The organism is Nocardiopsis sp. iso_40, from assembly GCF_056173285.1.
This window is the reverse complement of sequence record NZ_CM149666.1, coordinates 5,761,726-5,780,154: the sequence shown is the minus strand read 5'-3', so window position 1 is coordinate 5,780,154 and position 18,429 is coordinate 5,761,726. Positions and strand designations below refer to the sequence as shown.

Annotated in this window: 16 protein-coding genes; 12 read left to right on the top strand and 4 right to left on the bottom strand. The window is 70.7% G+C overall.

Annotation, left to right across the window (positions count from 1 at the left end):
* The first annotated feature begins 98 nt into the window (after window positions 1-98).
* The 5 genes from AC0VYD_RS25295 to AC0VYD_RS25275 all read left to right on the top strand — a co-directional run bounded on the left by AC0VYD_RS25295 (window position 99) and on the right by AC0VYD_RS25275 (window position 10,044).
* Window positions 99-3,029, top strand: coding sequence for a sigma-70 family RNA polymerase sigma factor (locus AC0VYD_RS25295; protein WP_475477810.1), 2,931 nt, complete (start codon window positions 99-101; stop codon window positions 3,027-3,029).
* A gap of 199 nt (window positions 3,030-3,228) precedes the next feature.
* Complete coding sequence (locus tag AC0VYD_RS25290) at window positions 3,229-5,010, top strand: NYN domain-containing protein (protein WP_475477809.1); 1,782 nt, start codon at window positions 3,229-3,231, stop codon at window positions 5,008-5,010.
* Between the two features lie 25 nt (window positions 5,011-5,035).
* A complete protein-coding gene (locus AC0VYD_RS25285) occupies window positions 5,036-5,608 on the top strand; it encodes a hypothetical protein (protein ID WP_473037625.1) in 573 nt (190 codons plus the stop codon).
* A gap of 691 nt (window positions 5,609-6,299) precedes the next feature.
* Entirely contained in the window at window positions 6,300-8,855 is a 2,556-nt protein-coding gene (locus tag AC0VYD_RS25280) for a ribonucleoside-diphosphate reductase subunit alpha (protein WP_475477808.1), read from the top strand.
* Window positions 8,856-8,961: 106 nt separating this feature from the next.
* On the top strand, window positions 8,962-10,044 hold the full coding sequence (locus AC0VYD_RS25275; protein ID WP_475477807.1) for a ribonucleotide-diphosphate reductase subunit beta: 1,083 nt from the start codon (window positions 8,962-8,964) through the stop codon (window positions 10,042-10,044).
* A gap of 80 nt (window positions 10,045-10,124) precedes the next feature.
* Here the strand turns inward: AC0VYD_RS25275 and AC0VYD_RS25270 are convergent, their stop codons facing one another.
* Genes AC0VYD_RS25270 through AC0VYD_RS25255 form a run of 4 tightly spaced genes read right to left on the bottom strand, consistent with a single transcriptional unit; the run spans window position 10,125 to window position 11,158 of the window.
* Window positions 10,125-10,319, bottom strand: a complete 195-nt coding sequence (locus tag AC0VYD_RS25270) for a BldC family transcriptional regulator (RefSeq protein ID WP_475477806.1) — start codon at window positions 10,317-10,319, stop codon at window positions 10,125-10,127.
* Window positions 10,312-10,722, bottom strand: coding sequence for a hypothetical protein (locus tag AC0VYD_RS25265; protein ID WP_475477805.1), 411 nt, complete (start codon window positions 10,720-10,722; stop codon window positions 10,312-10,314). The genes AC0VYD_RS25270 and AC0VYD_RS25265 overlap by 8 nt, the downstream gene beginning before the upstream one ends.
* Window positions 10,719-10,940, bottom strand: a complete 222-nt coding sequence (locus AC0VYD_RS25260) for a hypothetical protein (protein WP_475477804.1) — start codon at window positions 10,938-10,940, stop codon at window positions 10,719-10,721. The genes AC0VYD_RS25265 and AC0VYD_RS25260 overlap by 4 nt, the downstream gene beginning before the upstream one ends.
* Window positions 10,937-11,158 carry a hypothetical protein gene (locus AC0VYD_RS25255; RefSeq protein ID WP_475477803.1) on the bottom strand — a complete coding sequence of 74 codons (222 nt, stop codon included), beginning with the start codon at window positions 11,156-11,158 and terminating at the stop codon, window positions 10,937-10,939. Before AC0VYD_RS25255 ends, AC0VYD_RS25260 begins: the two co-directional genes overlap by 4 nt.
* 224 nt (window positions 11,159-11,382) lie before the next feature.
* On the opposite strand from AC0VYD_RS25255, the gene AC0VYD_RS25250 reads away from it, so the two are divergent.
* The 7 genes from AC0VYD_RS25250 to AC0VYD_RS25220 all read left to right on the top strand — a co-directional run bounded on the left by AC0VYD_RS25250 (window position 11,383) and on the right by AC0VYD_RS25220 (window position 18,364).
* Window positions 11,383-12,216: a helix-turn-helix domain-containing protein gene (locus tag AC0VYD_RS25250; protein ID WP_475477802.1), complete on the top strand. Its 834-nt coding sequence runs from the start codon at window positions 11,383-11,385 to the stop codon at window positions 12,214-12,216.
* Between the two features lie 18 nt (window positions 12,217-12,234).
* Entirely contained in the window at window positions 12,235-12,423 is a 189-nt protein-coding gene (locus tag AC0VYD_RS25245; RefSeq protein ID WP_475477801.1) for a DUF397 domain-containing protein, read from the top strand.
* Window positions 12,424-12,678: 255 nt separating this feature from the next.
* The gene (locus AC0VYD_RS25240) at window positions 12,679-12,870 is read left to right on the top strand and encodes a DUF397 domain-containing protein (protein ID WP_475477800.1); all 192 of its coding nucleotides are present in this window, start codon (window positions 12,679-12,681) and stop codon (window positions 12,868-12,870) included.
* Window positions 12,871-13,453: 583 nt separating this feature from the next.
* Entirely contained in the window at window positions 13,454-15,013 is a 1,560-nt protein-coding gene (gene putP, locus AC0VYD_RS25235; RefSeq protein ID WP_475480369.1) for a sodium/proline symporter PutP, read from the top strand.
* A gap of 145 nt (window positions 15,014-15,158) precedes the next feature.
* A complete protein-coding gene (locus tag AC0VYD_RS25230) occupies window positions 15,159-15,743 on the top strand; it encodes a putative glycolipid-binding domain-containing protein (RefSeq protein WP_191267785.1) in 585 nt (194 codons plus the stop codon).
* 106 nt (window positions 15,744-15,849) lie between these two features.
* Window positions 15,850-16,680, top strand: coding sequence for an ammonia-dependent NAD(+) synthetase (gene nadE / locus AC0VYD_RS25225; RefSeq protein ID WP_475477799.1), 831 nt, complete (start codon window positions 15,850-15,852; stop codon window positions 16,678-16,680).
* Window positions 16,681-16,990: 310 nt separating this feature from the next.
* Window positions 16,991-18,364, top strand: a complete 1,374-nt coding sequence (locus tag AC0VYD_RS25220; protein ID WP_475477798.1) for an acyltransferase family protein — start codon at window positions 16,991-16,993, stop codon at window positions 18,362-18,364.
* Window positions 18,365-18,429 lie beyond the last annotated feature (65 nt).

Genomic DNA, 18,429 nt, shown 5'->3' with positions numbered 1-18,429 from the left:
GGGATATTTTTTTCGAGCACGCGATTCTTCGACACCGACCCCGCCCCCGTGCCCCCGGCTGGCTCGCGGCGGGGGAGCTGACCACGAAAGGGCGCTGGGTGACCGACGCCGAAGGCGATCACACAGAGACACTGATCGGTGACGCCGAAATCATCGAACGGGTGAAGTCCGGTGACAACGTCGCCTACGGAACCCTCTACGAACGCCATGCCGGGGCGGCCCGCGGTCTGGCGCGTCAGCTGCTGCGCGGTGAGGCCGAGGTCGAGGACGCGGTCGCCGAGGCGTTCACCAAGGTGCTCAGCGTCATCCAGCGCGGCGGCGGGCCCAGCGACGCCTTCCGCCCCTACCTGCTCACCGCGGTCCGCAACGCCGCCTACGACCGGGGGAGAGGGGAGAAGCGCCAGGTCGTCACCGACGACATGGAGAGCTACGACTCCGGCGAACCCTTCGTCGACCCGGCCCTGGAGGGCCTGGAACGCTCACTGATCGCCCGCGCCTTCCTCTCCCTGCCCGAGCGCTGGCAGTCCGTGCTCTGGCACACGGAGATCGAGGGGGTCAAGCCCGCGGAGGCGGCGACCATCCTAGGGATGAACGCCAACGGTGTGGCCGCCCTGGCCTACCGGGCGCGTGAGGGGCTGCGTCAGGCCTACCTCCAGATGCACCTGGCGGGCGGGGGAGCGGCGGAGGCCTGCCGGCCCACGCTCGGGCTGCTCGGTGCCTACGTGCGCGGCGGCCTGTCCAAACGCGACACCGCCAAGGTCGACCGGCACCTGGACGACTGCGCGGACTGTCGCGAGGTGTACGCGGAGCTGATGGACGTCAACGTCGGTCTGCGCGGGATCGTCCTCCCCCTGGTGGTCGGCTTCGGTGCCACGGGCTACCTCACCGCGACCCCGGGAGGGATCGCGGCCGGAGCCTGGTGGAACCGGATGTCCCGGGGCCAGCAGCAGGCCACGGCCGGAGCGACGGCGTCGGCCTGTGTGGCCGTCGCGGTGGCGCTCGCCCTGGTCGGCGGGGAGGGCGCGCCCCCGGCGGACCCTCCGCCCGCCGCGGCCCCCCAGCCGGAGCAGCGGCCCGGCGGGGAACCGGCCCCCGGCGACCCCCCGGCGGCCCCGCCCGCCCAGGACCCGCCCGCCCCGGCCCCGGAACCGGAACCGGTGCCCGCGGTTCCGGCTGACGTCCCGGCGGCCCCCGCTCCGGAGCCCCCGGAGGAGCCCGAGGAGTCGGAGCCCCCGGAAGCCCCCGACCCTCCGGAGGAGGCCGAGGAGCCCCAGCCCCTGTTCGCGGCGGGCATCGACCCGGTCGGCGCGCTGGTGCCGGGGGAGGACGGAATCATGGTCCTGGACGTGCTCAACACGGGGGCGTCCACCGTGGAGGACGTGATCGCCGCCGTCACGCTGCCGCCCGGAGTGGAGATGGTCTCCTCCGGCGGCGCCGGGAGCGCCGTCCCGATGGCGGTCGGCCACGGCGACTGGGGCTGTGCGGCCGGGAGCGGCGGCGGCGAGTGCGTGCGTTCGGGGATGGAGGAGGGGGAGAGCAGTACCCAGTTCCTCGACGTCCGGGTGGCGCCCGACGCCGACGTCGACGTGCCCGCCAGCGTGGTGATCACCTCGGGCGGGGTGAGTTTCCGGGCTGTTGGTGAGCGGGGGGTGACCCCGGACGGAACCACGGCGCGCTACGCCACCGCGGGCCAGGTGCGTACGGAGACCGTCGGCAACGCCCTGTTGACCTGTACCGAACCGGAACCGCCGCATGGCGGGTGGCCCTGGCCGTGGTGGGGGTGGCCGGAGCTGCCGGAGAGCCCGCCGGACGAACGCCCCGTCGTCCCGCCCGGGCCTCAGGAGGGATCCGCGACGCCCGGCGCGCAGGAGGGGGCCGCGACGCCCGGGCCTCAGGAGGGGCCCGTGGTGCCCGGAGCGCAGGAGCAGGAGGGCGCCGACCTGCGCAGGGCCCCGGCCGACCAGGAGAGCCCTGGGACCGGTGTGAATGATGGGCTCGGTGATGTTCTCGGGGGCGGTGGGATTCTCGACGGTTCCGAGGGCGAATCCGGTAACGATGTTCCCGGGGCGGAACAGGGCACGGACGGCACCGGGCAGGAGGAGGCCACCGGCCAGGAGGGCGCCCCGGACGGGGCCGGGAGTACGGGCCCGCCCGTACCCGAGGTCCCGGCCGAACCCTCTCCCACCCCCGGGTACGACGAGGAGGGCTCTCACGAGGCGCCCGGAGAGTGCGCTCGGGCGCGCGAGCGTTCGGGCGAGCGGCTCGACAACGACAACTGGGTGATGGCTCCGCTGGACCGGGACCAGGACCCCACGACCACCTCCTCCAGCTCCGCCAGCTGGGAACTCCCCGAGGGCGGCTCGGTGCGCTGGGCGGGCCTGTACTTCTCCGCGGCGGGGGAGCCGGGCTCGCCGACCGCCCGGGTGAAGGGGCCGGGCATGGCCGCCTACACGACGGTCGCCTCCTCCGACACCCGCGTCGCCGAACTGCCCGGCTACCCGGCCTACCAGGCGTTCGCGAACGTCACCGAGCTGGTTCGGGAGAGCGGCGGCGGTCAGTGGTGGGTCGGTGACATCCCCGCCCGGGAGGGCCGGGGCGTCCACGCGGGCTGGAGCCTGGTGGTGGTGCTGGAGGACCCGGCGGTGGAGGGCGTCCACCAGGCGATGGTCCTGGACGAGACCACCGCGGTCTTCCAGGACCGGGCCGGAACGGGGGTCCCGGTGTCGGGTCTGCTGCCGGAGTCGGTCCCGGCGCGGTTCGAGGTGGTGGCCTGGGAGGGCGACGCCGATCTGGGCGGCGACCGGGTGACGGTGGGCGGGAGCCCGCTCGCGCCGATCGGGGGCCACGGCAGCGCGGACAACGCCTTCACGGGTTCCGCGAGGGGGGCGGTCGGGGACCCGATGGTCTTCGGGGTCGACGTGGTCCGATTCGACGCAGTACTCGGGCGCGAAACGGATATCCGAATCTCCTCCGGGCAGGATGCCGTGATGGTGGGCGTCGTCGCCCTCACCGCCCCGATGCGGTCCTGAGAGCCAGCTACCGGCAGGAGGTTTCCGGTCCTCAGGGGGTGGCCGGCAGGCCGGACCCCACCCTGGAGGTCCGTTTGTGCGTAGCAAGACCGTAACTGTCAGTGTTCATGGTGGGCACGCAAACCGATACAGACTTGGCTAGGCTGTGCCCCGGTCATGGACATGGCCCAGAGATCGACAGGGAAGGGGGCGGTGTCACGTGGACCGTTGCGCGTTGTTCGTCGACGCGGGATACCTTCTCGCCGACGGTGCGATGGCCGTGCACGGAACCCGTAACCGGGACTCCGTCGCCTGGGACTACTCCGGTCTCGTCCAGTTCCTCAACGAGGTGGCGCGGGACCGGACGGGCCTGCCGCTGTTGCGCTGCTACTGGTACGAGGCGGTCGCCGACGACCGGAGGGCCCAGGAGCAGGACGGGATCGCGGACATCCCCGGGGTCAAGTTCCGTGCCGCCCGGATACGGCCGGGCCGCAGGGAGGGCGTGGAGAGCTACGTCCAGCGCGACCTCACCACCCTGGCCCGCACCGGTGTCCTGTGCGACGCGGTCCTGGTCAGCGGGGACGAGGACATGGCCCCGGTGGTCGCCGACGTCCAGGACATGGGTGTGCGGGTCACCGTCGTACACATCTCGGTCGAGGGCAACTGGACCATCTCCCGCGTGCTGCGCCGGGAGTGCGACGACCTCATCGAGATCGGCGCGGGGCACCTGCGTCCGCACGTCAGCCTGCTCTCCGGCGGGGGTTCCACCCAGGAGAACGCCGCGAAGACGACCACGCCCTTCGCCAACGGCCGCGCCCGGTCCGCCCCCGAGACGCCGCGCCAGCCCGGACCGCGCCAGCCCGCGGCGACCGCCGACGCCGGCAGGGGCGAACCGGCCGACACCTCCACCGGCGGGCTGGAGGCGATGTTCGCGGGCACCGGCGGCCAGTCCGTCCCCCAGGGCAGCGCGATGGACCAGCTGCGGGCGATGCGCCGGTCGATAGCGCAACAGCGCGGTGTCGACCACCTGGCCGGGCCGGGCGCGGAGAACGCCTCCCCGGCCCCCGGCGGGATCGACGCGAACGGCTTCCCCTCGGGCGGCCAGGCCCCGCCCAACGGCAACGGGGCCTACCCCGGCGCCGCCGGGGGGCACTCGGCCCAGAACGGGCACGGAGCCAACGGCCAGGGCGGATACGCGCCCCCGGGCACCGGCGGACACCAGGCCATGGGCGGCGCCGAACAGGGGGGCTACGGGCTCCCCAACAGACCGGCGCAGGGCCAGGGGCAGCCGATGACCGGCCCCCAGCCGCCCTTCGACGGCACCGGGCCGCAGCAGTCCTTCCACGGGACCGGACCCCAGCAGTCCTTCCACGGAACGGGGCCGCAGCAGTCCTTCCACGGAACGGGGCCGCAGCAGTCCTTCCACGGGACCGGGCCGCAGAGGGCCTTCGACAGCGGGACCGGCCCACAGGCCTCCTTCGCACCCCAGCAGAGGCCGCCGCAGAGAAAGACCCCGCCACCCCAACAGGACCTGAGGTTCGGACCCGGCGAGGATCCAGGCTTCGGAGGTGGGGCAGAAGCAAACCCTACCTATGGGACCAGTACGGAAACTGACGCCGCACGCCGCGGTCACGCCGGGCTCCGCTTCGGGGAACGGCAGCCTACTGGTCCCGAGTTCGACAGCCGGTTCAGTACCGGTGGTTACCAGGAATCAGGTCACAGTCCTGGATATGCCCAGCAGACTGGCTCCGCCGCGCATACCGTTGATGACGCGGTGCGTGTCGCGCACAAGGAAGGGAACGACTTCGCGGAGTCGATCGCACGTGAGGCACCCGCCCTGTGGGTCGAGGCCGTACTGGCCCGGAGGCCCCGGATGCCCTCCGACCTGGAGGCGCGCCTGCTCCAGGGCTCCTCGCTCCCGATTGACCACCTGTTGCGCGACGAGGTCCGTGACGGACTGCGCCACGGGTTCTGGCAGGCGTTGGAGCGTGCCAGGGCCTGACGGGCGCGGGGGGAGCGAGTAGGGGATGGGGGCGATGCGGTTGACCCAGGTGACGACTGCAGAACTCGACCGGTTGGAATTCCACGCCGTCCGATCCGGTGAGCACGGCAGGATCGCCGCCCAGTTGCTGGATCTGGCCAACCGGGTCGACGCCGGAAGCGAGGTCACCCGCGCGGAGCTGTTCGTGCGCGCGGGGGAGCAGTGGGAGATCGCCCAGGAGTTCGAACGGGCCTGTGCCGCCTACCAGCGGGCCATGGACGACGGCGGCCCCACCGTGGTCGACGCGCGCGCCCTGAGCGCCGGAGCCCTGCTCCAGCTGGACGAGCGCGAACGGGCCTACGACCACCTCAAGCGTTTGGAGAGCGGCCCCCGGGCCGGTCTGGCGACCCACATCCACGTCGCCGAGGTCCTCTACGCCCACGACGACCTGGAGGGGGCCGAACGCTGGGCGACCGAGGGCGCCCGCCGGTTCGCGGGCGGGGCGCTGCCCGCCTACGTCCGCGACCTGTTCGTGGAACTCCTCAGGATCCGTTTCCGGATCCGGACCGATCTGGGTCTGTCCGAGGACGACCTGGACCGCCGTCTCGACGAGGAGTGAGCTTTCTGACGCGCCCCGGTGATCCGGTGCCGGGGGTCCGCGTCCGGTTCCGGACACGTGACGGCGGCCCCATCGCACCGCAGCGACCTGGTACGCCGGGTTCCGTCGGTGCGGCCCCCCGTTCACGGACCCCTTCCCGGAGCTCCTGTGCCGTTCTGTGGCCGATCTCCGGGAGCGGCTCGGACACGTGCGCCCCGGTGACGTTCTAGGCTGTGTCCGACCCTCTCCGAAAGCCTGCGAACCCGGCGGGGCGTGCACCGGAATCGGGTGTTCGCGAGGCACTCATACCACGCTCCATGCGTGTGTTCGACGGGTGTCGAAGAATCTGAGAAATCCGCAACACGCCAGTATCTTGCGGTGTTCCAAGGCGGGAGCCCCTAGATGTAGTATCGGGACCCGTTGGTGGTTCACCGGGGTTCCCGCCCTGGTGAAGCAGGCGGGAACGACGACCGCCACCCGGACCGGGGTCCGAACGGCCCCGGACGCCGGTGGGCGAGTAGGTCACCCGCGGGCCCCAGGCCCTGCCACCAGCTACCCAGACGAGGGGGCGTCGAGGGGAGTCGCCGCGACCCACCGGTCACAGGATCCTCCGCATCCAGTGCGGCGGTCCACCGGTGCGAGCCGCGCGCCTGCCACTCGTGAACCCCCGTTCCCCGCCGGGACTCTTCTTTACCGAGGTTGGAGCCGCTGTATGACCCTTGACGTCGAGGCCGTGCCCGCATCCGTTCGGCCCGAGCCGACCGACGGTGGTGGCGCCCGCGCCGCCATCGACCGGATCGAGCACGTCGTAACCGAGGCCTGTGCGCGGCTCACCGGTGTTTCGGCGGACAAGGTCCTCACCGAGGCGCGTCGCGGCTTCTACCCCGGCATCCCCGACTCCGAGGTCGAGCTGGCCCTGGTCATGGCCGCCCGCAGCTTCGTGGAGGTCGACCCGAACTACTCGTACGTGGCCGCGCGCCTGCTGCTGGACAAGCTCCGCACCGAGGCCCTGAGCTTCGTCGGCGGCGCCCCCGAGACCGCCAGCCAGTCCGAGATGTCCGAGCGCTACGCCACCTACCTGGCCGCCTACGTCGGCCGCGGCATCGACCTGGGCCAGCTCGACCCGGCGCTGGCCAAGTTCGACATGGAGCGCCTGGGCGGGGCCCTGCACGCCGAGCGCGACGAGCAGTTCACCTTCCTCGGTATCCAGACCCTCTACGACCGCTACTTCCTGCACAGCGACGAGGTCCGCTACGAGCTCCCGCAGGCGTTCTTCATGCGGGTGGCGATGGGCCTGGCGCTCAACGAGGACGACCGCGAGGCCCGCGCGATCGAGTTCTACGAGCTGCTGAGCTCGTTCGACTTCATGGCCTCCACGCCCACCCTGTTCAACTCGGGCACGGTGCGGGCGCAGCTCTCGTCCTGCTTCCTGACCACGGTCGGCGACGACCTGCACGACATCTTCCACGGCATCAGCAACAACGCCATGCTGTCCAAGTACTCGGGCGGCCTCGGCAACGACTGGACCCCGGTCCGCGGCCTGGGCTCGCACATCAAGGGCACCAACGGCAAGAGCCAGGGCGTCGTCCCGTTCCTGAAGATCGCCAACGACACCGCCGTGGCGGTCAACCAGGGCGGCAAGCGCAAGGGCGCGGTCTGCGCCTACCTGGAGACCTGGCACATCGACATCGAGGAATTCCTCGACCTGCGCAAGAACACCGGCGACGAGCGCCGCCGCACGCACGACATGAACACCGCGAACTGGGTTCCGGACCTGTTCATGCAGCGCGTGGAGGAGCAGGGCACCTGGACCCTGTTCTCCCCGGACGAGGTCCCCGACCTGCACGACAAGTACGGCAGGGACTTCGTCGAGGCGTACGAGAAGTACGAGGCCGACGCCGAGGCCGGGCTGATCAAGGTCTCCAAGAAGCTGCCCGCCGTGGACCTGTGGCGCCGCATGCTCACCATGCTGTTCGAGACCGGCCACCCGTGGATCACCTTCAAGGACCCGTCGAACCTGCGCTCGCCGCAGCAGCACGCCGGCGTGGTGCACTCGTCGAACCTGTGCACCGAGATCACGCTGAACACCAGCAAGGACGAGGTCGCGGTCTGCAACCTCGGCTCGGTCAACCTGGCCCAGCACGTGGGCCCGGACGGCATCGACGTCGAGCGCCTGCGCCGCACCGTCCGCACCGCCGTGCGCATGCTCGACAACGTCATCGACGTGAACTTCTACACGATCCCCGAGTCGCACCGCGCGAACATGCGCCACCGTCCGGTGGGCCTGGGCCTGATGGGCTTCCAGGACGCGCTGTTCAAGATCCGCACGCCGTTCGGCTCCGAGGGCGCGGTGACCTTCGCGGACGAGAGCATGGAGCTGATCAGCTACTACGCCATCGAGGCGTCCATGGAGCTGGCCGGCGAGCGCGGCGCCTACGAGAGCTTCGACGGTTCGCTGTGGAGCAGGGGCGTCCTGCCGATCGACTCCCTGCGCCTGCTCGCCGACTCCCGCGGCGGCGACCTGGACATGGACCGCGGCGAGACCCTGGACTGGGACTCCCTGCGCGAGCGGGTCAAGTCCACCGGGATGCGCAACTCCAACGTCATGGCGATCGCGCCGACCGCGACCATCGCCAACATCACCGGCGTCAGCCAGTCGATCGAGCCGGTCTACCGGAACCTGTTCGTGAAGTCGAACATGTCCGGTGACTTCACCGTGGTCAACGACTACCTGGTCCGCGACCTCAAGGAGCGCGGTCTCTGGGACGACGAGATGGTGTCCGCGCTGAAGATGCACGACGGCAGCCTCGGCGCCATCGACCGCGTGCCGGACGACCTGAAGGCCCTGTACGCCACCGCCTTCGAGGTCGACCCCGACTGGCTGGTGGACGCCGGTTCGCGCCGCCAGAAGTGGATCGACCAGGCCCAGTCGCTGAACCTGTACATGGGTGCTCCCAGCGGCAGGAAGCTGGACGCCCTGTACCGCCGCGCCTGGCGCTCCGGTCTCAAGACCACGTACTACCTGCGCTCGCAGAGCGCCACCCACGTGGAGAAGAGCACCCTGAAGGGCACGGACGGCCGCCTCAACGCGGTGTCGGCCACCCCGGCCGCCGCCGCGGTGCCCGCCTCCCCGGCGCCGAGCCCGTCCCCCTCCCCGGCTCCGAGCCCGGCCCCCGCGGCCGAGCCCGAGGCGAACGAGGACGAGTTCGAGATCGTCGACGGCCAGGCGTGCGGCATCGAGGACCCCGAGTGCGAGGCCTGCCAGTAACGGGTCCGGCCGGGCGCCCGCCGAGCGCGGCGGGCGCCCACCCCCGACGGCACAGCCCCTCCCCGAGACGACACCGGCACGACCGGAGAACGGAAAAGTACCGAGCATGACCGCGGTTTCCGAGAACAGCGCCGCCGCCACCAGCGGCCTGGGCGAGATCGAGCGCGACGCCGAGCGCGTGAACGTCGACGACAAGTCGATGATCAACGCCCGCGCCGACGTCAACCAGCTGCTGCCCCTCAAGTACACCTGGGCGTGGGAGAAGTACCTGTCCGGGTGCAACAACCACTGGATGCCCACCGAGGTCGCCATGCAGGCCGACATCGCGCTGTGGAAGTCCAAGGACGGGCTGAGCGAGGACGAGCGCCTCATGCTCAAGCGCAACCTCGGTTTCTTCGCGACCGCCGAGTCGCTGGTGGCGAACAACATCGTCCTGGCCGTGTACCGCCAGCTGACCAACCCGGAGTGCCGCCAGTACCTGCTGCGCCAGGCCTTCGAGGAGGCCGTGCACACGCACACCTTCCAGTACATCTGCGAGAGCCTGGGCCTGGACGAGGGCGAGCTCTTCAACATGTACCGCGAGGTCCCCTCGATCACCGCGAAGGACGCCTGGGCGCTCAAGTACACCCAGAACCTGGAGGACCCGGAGTTCCGCACCGGTACGCCCGAGGCCGACCAGGCCTTCCTGCGTGACCTGGTCGCGTTCTACGTGATCTTCGAGGGCATGTGGTTCTACACGGGCTTCGCGCAGATCCTGTCGCTGGGCCGCCGCAACAAGATGGTCGGTATCGCCGAGCAGTACCAGTACATCCTGCGCGACGAGTCGATCCACCTGAACTTCGGCATCGACGTGATCAACCAGATCAAGATCGAGAACCCGCACCTGTGGAGCGAGGAGTTCCAGGCCGAGGTCCGGCAGATGCTCACCGAGGCCTGCGAGCTGGAGGTGGCCTACGGCCGCGAGACCATGCCGCGCGGCGTGCTGGGGCTCAACTCCGAGCTGTGCGAGAAGTACATGCACTTCATCACCGACCGCCGCGCCGAGCAGATCGGCCTGGCCCCGATCTTCGGTGAGACGGAGAACCCGTTCCCGTGGATGTCGGAGATGATGGACCTCCAGAAGGAGAAGAACTTCTTCGAGACCCGAGTGATCGAGTACCAGACGGGTGGCGGCCTGGACTGGGACTAGGTCCTCTCCGGGGAGAGCGCTGGTTCTCCCCTGAACGGCCCGGGGCGGGCGCGCGCCCCGGGCCGTTCGCGTGTCCGGGTCTAGGTGGTGGTCGTGCGGTCCGTGAGTAGGGCGTGGACCTGGGTTGCGTGGTAGCGGCGGTGTCCGCCCGGGGTGCGCAGCGAGGTGAGCTTGCCCGCTGCGGCCCACCGGGAGACGGTCTGGGGGTCCACCCGGAACAGGGCCGCGACCTCGACGGAGGTCAGCAGGGCGTCCACGTGCTGGGGCTCAGCCACGGGTGTTGTCCGCCCGGTCCTGTGTCTGTTCCGGTGGGGCGGTCTGGTCCTGGTAGCGGCCGTAGCGGGCCATGGCCTGGTCGTGTCGGTGCTCGCTGGGGGTGAGCGGTCGGTCCGGGCCTGTCCCGGGTGCGGTGTGCTCGGGTGCGGTGGGCTTGGGGGCGGGCTTGGGTTTGGGCTCAGCCACGGGGGTTTCTCCGTTCCTGTGGTGGTCGATCAGCGCGGCCAGGAGTCGGGGCCGAGTGGGTGCGGCGATGCGTTCGTGCGGGTTGCCGGGGCCGGTCCAGCCGATGGGCCGGTAGGCCACGTACTCGGTGTCGGGCGGGGCGCCCTCGATGGTCAGGATCCAGCGGCCCGCGATGAGTTCGTCCAGGACCCGGTCGGTGCCGGGGCGGGCGCTCACCGGACCCGCTCCAGCGGGGAGTGCCACACCAGCGGGTGAGAGTGGGGGTCGCGCTCGGTGCCCCGCGCCAGGCGGGTGACGTGGCCCCGGTGGGCCTCGTAGACGGGGTAGCCCTCGGCGTCGGGGCCCACGTAGCCGATCGCGGTGTGGTGGGTGCGCGCCCAGGTCCGCAGCGCGTCGGTGTCGGGCAGTTCGCGGATGTCGCACACGTGGTTCATCGGGCCGCCCCCAGGCGGTGCAGTCCGGCCAGGACGGCGTGGAGGAGGTCCAGGGGAGCGGCCTCCAGCGGGCGGCGCGGTGCGGGGATGCGGGGAAGCGGGGCGAAGGCACGGACCCGGGAGGCCCGGCGGGGGCGGCGGGGGCGTCGGCGGCGCGTGGTTTCGGTGGTCAGCCAGCGCACGTGTGCCAGCTCGGACAGGTTCAGGTATCGCTGCATGGCGAACTCCTGGGTTCAGATGCCGGATGGGAGGTCCGGCAAGAGCATCGGGTAGAGCCATAGTTACCCATTGCGCAGAAATATGCAATGCTCAGATCTAGAATGATCGCTGAAATAAATGAGAGTTGCCAGTCTTAATGTGAGAGGTGTGTGGAATGTCTGATTCTCAGCGCTCAGCCATAGGATCAAGGCGTACTGCTGAAGGACTGAGGGGAGACGACCACGTGGCTGGCAGCCCCACCGTGCGCCGCCGACGCCTGGCCAGGAAACTCCGCGAGCTACGGGAGGCCGCCGGGCTGACCTCGGACGCGGCCACGAAGAAGGCCGGGTTTTCCCGAGGCAAGCTCACCCGCATGGAACGCAACGAGTGGGTACTTCCGGCGCCTGGCGACATCGAGAAGCTCCTCGACGTCTACGAGGTCGACGATCCTGATGAGCGCAGTGCCTACATCACGCTCGCTGAACAGTCCCGACTCAAGGGCTGGTGGGTGGGTTACCAGGACGTGCTCGGTAAGGGCGCCTACGTCGGGCTGGAGATGGAAGCGTCTGCCATCCGTACTGTCGAGACCTTGCTTATTCCGGGTCTACTCCAGACCGAGTCCTACGCCCGCGCGGTCATCCGAGGCCACGGCATCACTGACGAAGATGCCGTTGCCCGAGCCATTGAAGCGCGGATGATCAGGAAGCAGATTCTCGCCCGGCCGGATGCACCGAAGCTGTGGGCTGTAGTCGATGAAGCTGCGCTCCGCAAGGTCACACCAGATCTGGCCGATCAGCTCCAGTACCTGATTGACGTGCAGCGCCCGAATCTTCGGGTCCAAGTGCTTCCCAACCGGCTCGGCCCGCACGCGGTGATGCCCGGCGGGTTCACGGTCTTGGACTTCCCAGAGGACCCGAGCTGTGTATACCTGGAGACCAGCGGCCTGAACACGTTGTTCTTGGAAGAGGAAGACGACATCCGCCAGCATGAGCTGATGTACGACTACGCTCAGGCCTCCGCGCTTTCCGTCGACGACTCCATGGAGTTCATCGCTGAAGTGCTGGAGTCCGTGACCTGATCTGAGAAGGAGCACCCGATGCTCGCCATGTCCCACGAACTGAAGTTCCGTAAGTCCAGCTACAGCAGTGGCCGACAGGAGAACTGCGTCGAGGTGGCTGGCGCACCGACCGGCGCGGCTGTCCGTGACACCCAGAACAGGGAGCTCGGGCACATCTCGTTCCCCAGCAGCGAGTGGGCGGCTCTGCTGACCACTACTCGCAAGTAGCCCTATAGACACAAAGAACCCCCGGCCGGAGCCGGGGGTTCTTCGTCATGCATACCCGATGCATGTCCCGCGCTCACTCTACCCCGGGGGCGTAAGGCTCGGAAGGGAGCGGGGGCGAACCCCTCCGTCTGGCCAGGAAGCAGAACCCCACCACTCCCGGCGGTCGTGCTCGAAGCCCCAGGGAACTCTGCTGATGCCAAACGCGAGGGTGCGATCCTTGGAGGCAAGTTGTGCCCCCCAGCAGAAGAGGTGACCATGTCTGAGCGTTCCGACCTCGTCTTCCGCAAGTCCAGCTACAGCGGAGGACAGACACAAGACTGCGTCGAGGTGGCTGGCGCACCGACCGGCGCGGCTGTCCGCGACTCCCAGAACCCGACCGCAGGGCACCTGGCGTTTCCGTCAGACGAGTGGCGCGCCCTGCTCGGCGTCACCCGAAGCGAGGCGTAGCCAGAGGCGCGCGGGACCTTCCGGACCCGGGGCCGGGCCGCTTGGCGGGTCAGTCCGCCTCCGGGGCTGCCGGAACCGGATCCGGGGTGTAGTTCCGGGTCATCATCGAGTTGCACCTGGTGCACAGGTGTCGGGCCGACCCGGGGGACGAGGGCTGCCAGTCGTGCTCCCCGCGAGGACATATCCCGGACGGTCCTATGCTGCGTGCGCGGATGGCGGCGGGCTGTGCGTCCATGCCGTAACGGTAGCCCTCCTCGCCCCCGCCCACCACCTTCTCCCGCCGCCCTCGGCGGACCGGGTTCCGGCCGGACGTCCTCCCCGGCCCCGCAGGCCCCGCACAGCCAGTGGTCCGATTACCGGATGTCGCGTATGTCCGATCAGACAAACGGACGTTCCCGGCGATGGCCAAGCGGACAATAATGCCTGGTCAAGAACTCGGTGAGGTCTCGAACAGGTGTTGTTCCGCACACAGGGCATTGTGGTCCGGGCTACGAGAGGTGATGATCACGGACAAAGTTCGTCAAGCGCGCGTGAGCACAGTCGCCGCGCTCCAAGGGAAAGGAGGAGACGGGTGAACGACTCCATGCTCGCGTCAGTCGCGACCTTCGGCGTGTACCTCGCCGTCATGGTGGCCATCGGGCTCTGGGTCTACCGGAGGACCGTCTCGCAGTCCGACTTCGTGCTCGGTGGACGACAGCTCAACAGCTGGGTCGCCGGACTGAGCGCCAACGCCAGCGACTTCAGCGGCTGGCTGCTGCTGGGACTCCCCGGAGCCATCTACGTCTCCGGTCTCGGAGAGGCCTGGATCGCCGTCGGCCTGGCAGCCGGATTCGCGGGCAGTTGGATCCTGATCGCCCCGCGCCTGCGGGTCTACACCGAGCGGGTCAGCGACTCCCGCTTCGGCGGTGAGTCCGACTCGCTGACGCTCTCCTCCTTCCTGGAGAACCGCTTCAACGACCGCTCACGGGCCCTGCGCGCCGTCTCGGCCGTGCTCATCATCGTCTTCTACTTCTTCTACGTCGCCTCCGGCCTCGTCGCCATGGCCGCCCTCTTCGACCAGGTCTTCGGTCTGTCCCCGGCCCCGGCCATCGTGATCGGCGTCGGCATCGTCGTGCTCTACACGGTGCTCGGCGGGTTCCTCGCGGTTTCCTACACCGACGTGATCCAGGCCGTCATGATGTGGGCCGCCCTGCTGGTCGTCCCGGTGATGGCCCTCACCAGCATCGGCGGCTTCTCCGGCCTCGCCGACGGGGTGGCGGCCAATGGCGAGGACCTGCTGTCCGCCGTGGGCGGCGCCGCCCTGGACACCGACGCCGGCGCCTGGGTCTCCACCGAGACCCTCGGCTGGGTCGTCATCGTCTCCGGTCTGGCCTGGGGCTTCGGCTACTTCGGCCAGCCGCACATCCTGGCCCGCTTCATGGGCATCCGCTCGGTCAGGGACATCCCCAAGGCCGGTTTCGTCAGTGTGGCCTGGGCGGTCTCCGCGATGGCCCTGGCCGTCGTGGTCGGCTTCATCGGCATCGCCTACTTCGACACCCCGCTCGACACCCCCGAGCAGGTCTTCCCGCGCCTGATCGAGGCGCTCACGCACCCGCTGGTCGCCGGTCTGCTGCTGGCCGCCATCCTCGCCGCCGTGATGAGCACCGCCGACTCCCAGCTCCTGGTGGCAGCCTCGACCCTCACCGAGGACGGCTACAAGGCCTTCGTGAACGAGAACGCCTCGCCCAAGTCGCTGCTGTGGATCAGCCGCGGCACCGTGGTCGCCGTCGCGGCGGTCGCCGCCGGTGTGGCCCTGTGGGGCAACCAGTCCGTCATGGACCTGGTCGGCTACGCCTGGGCGGGCTTCGGCGCCGGCTTCGGCCCGGTCCTGCTGTTGGCCCTGTTCTGGAAGCGCATGACCTGGGTCGGTGCGCTCGCGGGCATGGTCGTCGGCGGCGCGACCGCCATCATCTGGGACATCGTCGACAGCGCCTACCTCGAAACCGGCCTGTACGCCATGGTGCCCGCCGTCATCCTCAGCTTCGTCGCCATCTTCGCCCTCAACGGCCTCGGCCGGGTCAGCGCGCAGATGGAGGAGGACTTCGACAAGGTCGTCCGCGAGATCGGCCAGGGCCGCGCCCCGGCGGCCGAACCGACCGCCTGACCCCGTCCCCTCCGGCCCGGGACCCACGCTCCGCGGGGGGTGGCGGCCCCGGGCCCGTAACGAACGGCTTCCGGCCCCGTGTCGCATGCGGCACGGGGCCGCTGGCGCTCTGGCGTCCCCCGCCCGGGAACGGTAGAACGGTGACATGTCGTCACTGACGGAACACCCGGCAGCCTGGACCCGCACCGACGTCCCCGAGGGTCTGGGGCTCGGCACGCTCCTGCCCGAACCGGACGGTCACCGGCTGGAGGCGGGGGAGACCGTGGTGGAGGGGGAGGAGCGCTTCTTCACCCGCTTCACCGTCCGCACGGACCTGGCCTGGACGACCCGTGAGGTCCGGGCCGAGGTGCTGTCCGCCTCCGGCCCGGAGTCCGTCACCCTCCGGGCCCAGGACGGCCACTGGACCGACGCCGACGGCCGCCCCCTCGCCGAGCTGGTGGGATGCCTGGACGTCGACGTCGCCGCCACCCCCCTGACGAACACGCTCCCCATCCGCCGACTCGGGCTGCGCCCCGGCGAGCACCGGGACATCGCGGTGGTGTGGATCGACATCCCCTCCCTGCGGGTCCGCCGCGTCCGCCAGCGCTACACCCGGTACCCGGCCGAGGACGGGCTGGAGCGGTACACCTACCGGGACCCCCTCCACGGCGAGTACCGGCTGTCCGTGGACGGCAACGGCCTGGTGGTGGACTACGAGCGGTTCGCCCGCCGCCTGCGCTCCGACGCCTGACCTGTTCGGGGGCCGAACACCCGGGCGATCACCGGCCCGGATGGTGAAGCGCTCCCCGGGACGGGTGATAATCGGGGGACGCATGCACCACACGCAGGGAGCGCACGTGACCGAGACCGATCTGAGCCAGGAGCGCCGCGAGATCATCCGCGACCTCGAGGTTCCCGCGAGCTTCGACGCCGACGCCGAGATCGCGCGCCGCACGGCCTTCCTCGCCGAGAGGCTCACCACGACCGGCGCCCGCGCCCTGGTCCTGGGGATCAGCGGCGGGGTGGACTCGCTTACGGCCGGACGCCTGTGCCGCCTGGCCGTCGACCGGGCCCGGGAGGCCGGGCACACGGCCGAGTACGTGGCGATGCGCCTGCCCTACGGCACCCAGAAGGACGAGAAGGACGCCGTCCGGGCGGTCGAGTTCGGCGCCCCCGACCGCTGCCTGACCGTGGACGTGCGGGCCGCCACCGACGCCATGGCGGCCTCGCTCACCGAGGCGGGCATGGCCTACGCCGACGCCGCGGCGGAGGACTTCGTGGTCGGCAACGTCAAGGCCCGGCAGCGGATGATCGCCCAGTACGCGGTCTCTGGCGGGCTGCGCGGCCTCGTGGTCGGCACCGACCACGCCGCCGAGGCGGTCACCGGCTTCTTCACCAAGTACGGTGACGGAGGGGCGGACCTGGTCCCCCTGACCGGTCTGACCAAGCGCCGGGTGCGCGCGGTCGCCGCCCGGTTGGGCGCCCCGGACGACCTGGTGCGCAAGGTGCCCACGGCCGACCTGGAGACGCTCGCCCCGCAGAAGCCCGACGAGGAGGCCCTGGGCCTCACCTACGATCAGATCGACGACTTCCTCGAAGGCCTCCCGGTCTCCGACCAGGTGGTACGCACCCTCGTCGACCGCTACCGCGCGACCGCCCACAAGCGGGCCCTGCCCACGGCGCCCTGACCGCGTCCGGGCCCGCCCGGCCCCTTCCCGCCGGTGCCTCCGGAGCACCGGTGGTGCTGGCACCACCTCACGAGGGTGGGCAGGCCGTGGGGACGGGAGGGGTTCCAGGGCCCTCGCGAACAATCCGTCGTCGCACCTAGTGTCGTTTCCGACGACGCGTCACCGTCTCGATGACCCGTACCGGTGTGCGTTCGTGGACACACGACACGCCGGAACGTGTCGACACCCCCCTGACCCCGGGCAGTACGACGAGGGCACCGCCGCGTACCCGGGTCGGCCCGAGTCCGGTAGAACCAAGGAGCGCCAGCCGATGACCGTGACCGTCGAACCGACAGACGGGGGCAGGCCCCCCACCCCCTCCCCGGGCCGCACCGCCGCACCGGTGCGCACCTCGCCCGCTCCGGGCGGGGGCCGCGACCGCTTCCTCGACGCCCTGCGCCTGTTCGTCATGGTCCTGGTGGTCGCCCAGCACTGGTGGTTGCCGGTACTGACCGTGCAGTCCGAGGGCGAACTCGCCGCGGGCAGCGTCCTGAGCACCCCGGGCGGTTTCGCGCTGACCTGGGTCTCGCAGGTCATGCCGCTGATCTTCTTCGTGGGCGGTGCCGCGAACCTGATCAGCTGGCGTTCGGCCTCGGCCCGGGGGGAGTCCGCCTCGGTCTGGTGGGCCAAGCGGCTGCGGAGGCTGGCGTGGCCGGTGGTCCCCCTCGCGGTGGTGTGGATCCTCGCCTGCCACCTGCTGGTGCTGGCCGGAGCCCCCGAACAGCCGGTGCTGGTCGGTGCGGGCGCGGCGGGCATGGTGCTGTGGTTCCTGGCCACGTACGTGCTGGTGGTCGTGGCCACGCCGCTGCTGGCGGCTGCGCAGGACCGGTTCGGCTGGTGGGTCCCGGTCGGCCTGCTGACCGGTGCCGTGCTCGTCGACTCCGCCCGGTACGCGTCCGGTGTGGACGCCTTCGGCTTCCTCAACGTGGCGTTCGTCTGGCTGGCCGTGCACCAGCTCGGCTTCCGGTACGCGACGGGGGCGATCCGACGCTCCCACGCGGCGTGGTTCGCCGGCGCCGGTGCCGTCGCCGCCGTGGTCCTGGTGACCGCGGGGCCCTACTCGCTGAACATGACCGGCGTGTTCGCCGCCGAGAACTCGAACGTGGCCCCGCCGACCCTGGTGCTGGCCGCGGCGGGCGCGGTGCAGGTCGGGGTCGCGATGCTGCTCCGGGACCGGATCGCCGCGTGGACGGACCGCTCCGGACCGGCCAGGATGCTGGACCGGGTCTCGCCGCAGCTGATGACGGTGTACCTGTGGCACATGCTCCCGATCAGCGTGGTCGCGGGGGTCCTGGTGTACGGCCTGGGCGTCGACACGCCCGAGCCGATGACCGGGCTGTGGCTGCTGTGGGGCGTGCTCGGTGTGGCGGTCCTGCTGCCGCTGATCCTTCCGCTGGCGCACTGGGCGGTGCGGTTCGAGGAGCCGCCGAAGGTCCTGGGCGGCGACCCCGGGACGGTGCGCGCGCTGGCCGCCGCGGCGCTGATCGGCGGGGGCCTGCTGGCGCTGACGGTGGCCGGGCTGGGCTTCGGGCTGGCCCCGGTGCTGGGCCTGGTGGCCGTGGTGTCCGGGCTGCTGCTGACCGCGGCCCCGCGCGTACCCGGCCCGGCCGGGGAACGTCCCCGGCTGTGGGCGTGGCAGCGCTGACGGCCGTCCCGGGGCCGGGGCCCGCCACGGCGGCCGAACCGGGCCCCGGCCCGGCCCGACCGCAC

Excerpts from the sequence above, each read along its gene's own strand:
- putP (WP_475480369.1), top strand. The coding sequence starts at position 13,454 with ATGCTCGCGTCAGTCGCGACCTTCGGCGTGTACCTCGCCGTCATGGTG.
- AC0VYD_RS25260 (WP_475477804.1), bottom strand. The coding sequence starts at position 10,940 with ATGAACCACGTGTGCGACATCCGCGAACTGCCCGACACCGACGCGCTG.
- AC0VYD_RS25255 (WP_475477803.1), bottom strand. The coding sequence starts at position 11,158 with ATGCAGCGATACCTGAACCTGTCCGAGCTGGCACACGTGCGCTGGCTG.
- AC0VYD_RS25280 (WP_475477808.1), top strand. The coding sequence starts at position 6,300 with ATGACCCTTGACGTCGAGGCCGTGCCCGCATCCGTTCGGCCCGAGCCG.
- AC0VYD_RS25240 (WP_475477800.1), top strand. The coding sequence starts at position 12,679 with ATGTCTGAGCGTTCCGACCTCGTCTTCCGCAAGTCCAGCTACAGCGGA.
- AC0VYD_RS25285 (WP_473037625.1), top strand. The coding sequence starts at position 5,036 with ATGGGGGCGATGCGGTTGACCCAGGTGACGACTGCAGAACTCGACCGG.
- AC0VYD_RS25275 (WP_475477807.1), top strand. The coding sequence starts at position 8,962 with ATGACCGCGGTTTCCGAGAACAGCGCCGCCGCCACCAGCGGCCTGGGC.
- AC0VYD_RS25230 (WP_191267785.1), top strand. The coding sequence starts at position 15,159 with ATGTCGTCACTGACGGAACACCCGGCAGCCTGGACCCGCACCGACGTC.
- AC0VYD_RS25220 (WP_475477798.1), top strand. The coding sequence starts at position 16,991 with ATGACCGTGACCGTCGAACCGACAGACGGGGGCAGGCCCCCCACCCCC.
- AC0VYD_RS25245 (WP_475477801.1), top strand. The coding sequence starts at position 12,235 with ATGCTCGCCATGTCCCACGAACTGAAGTTCCGTAAGTCCAGCTACAGC.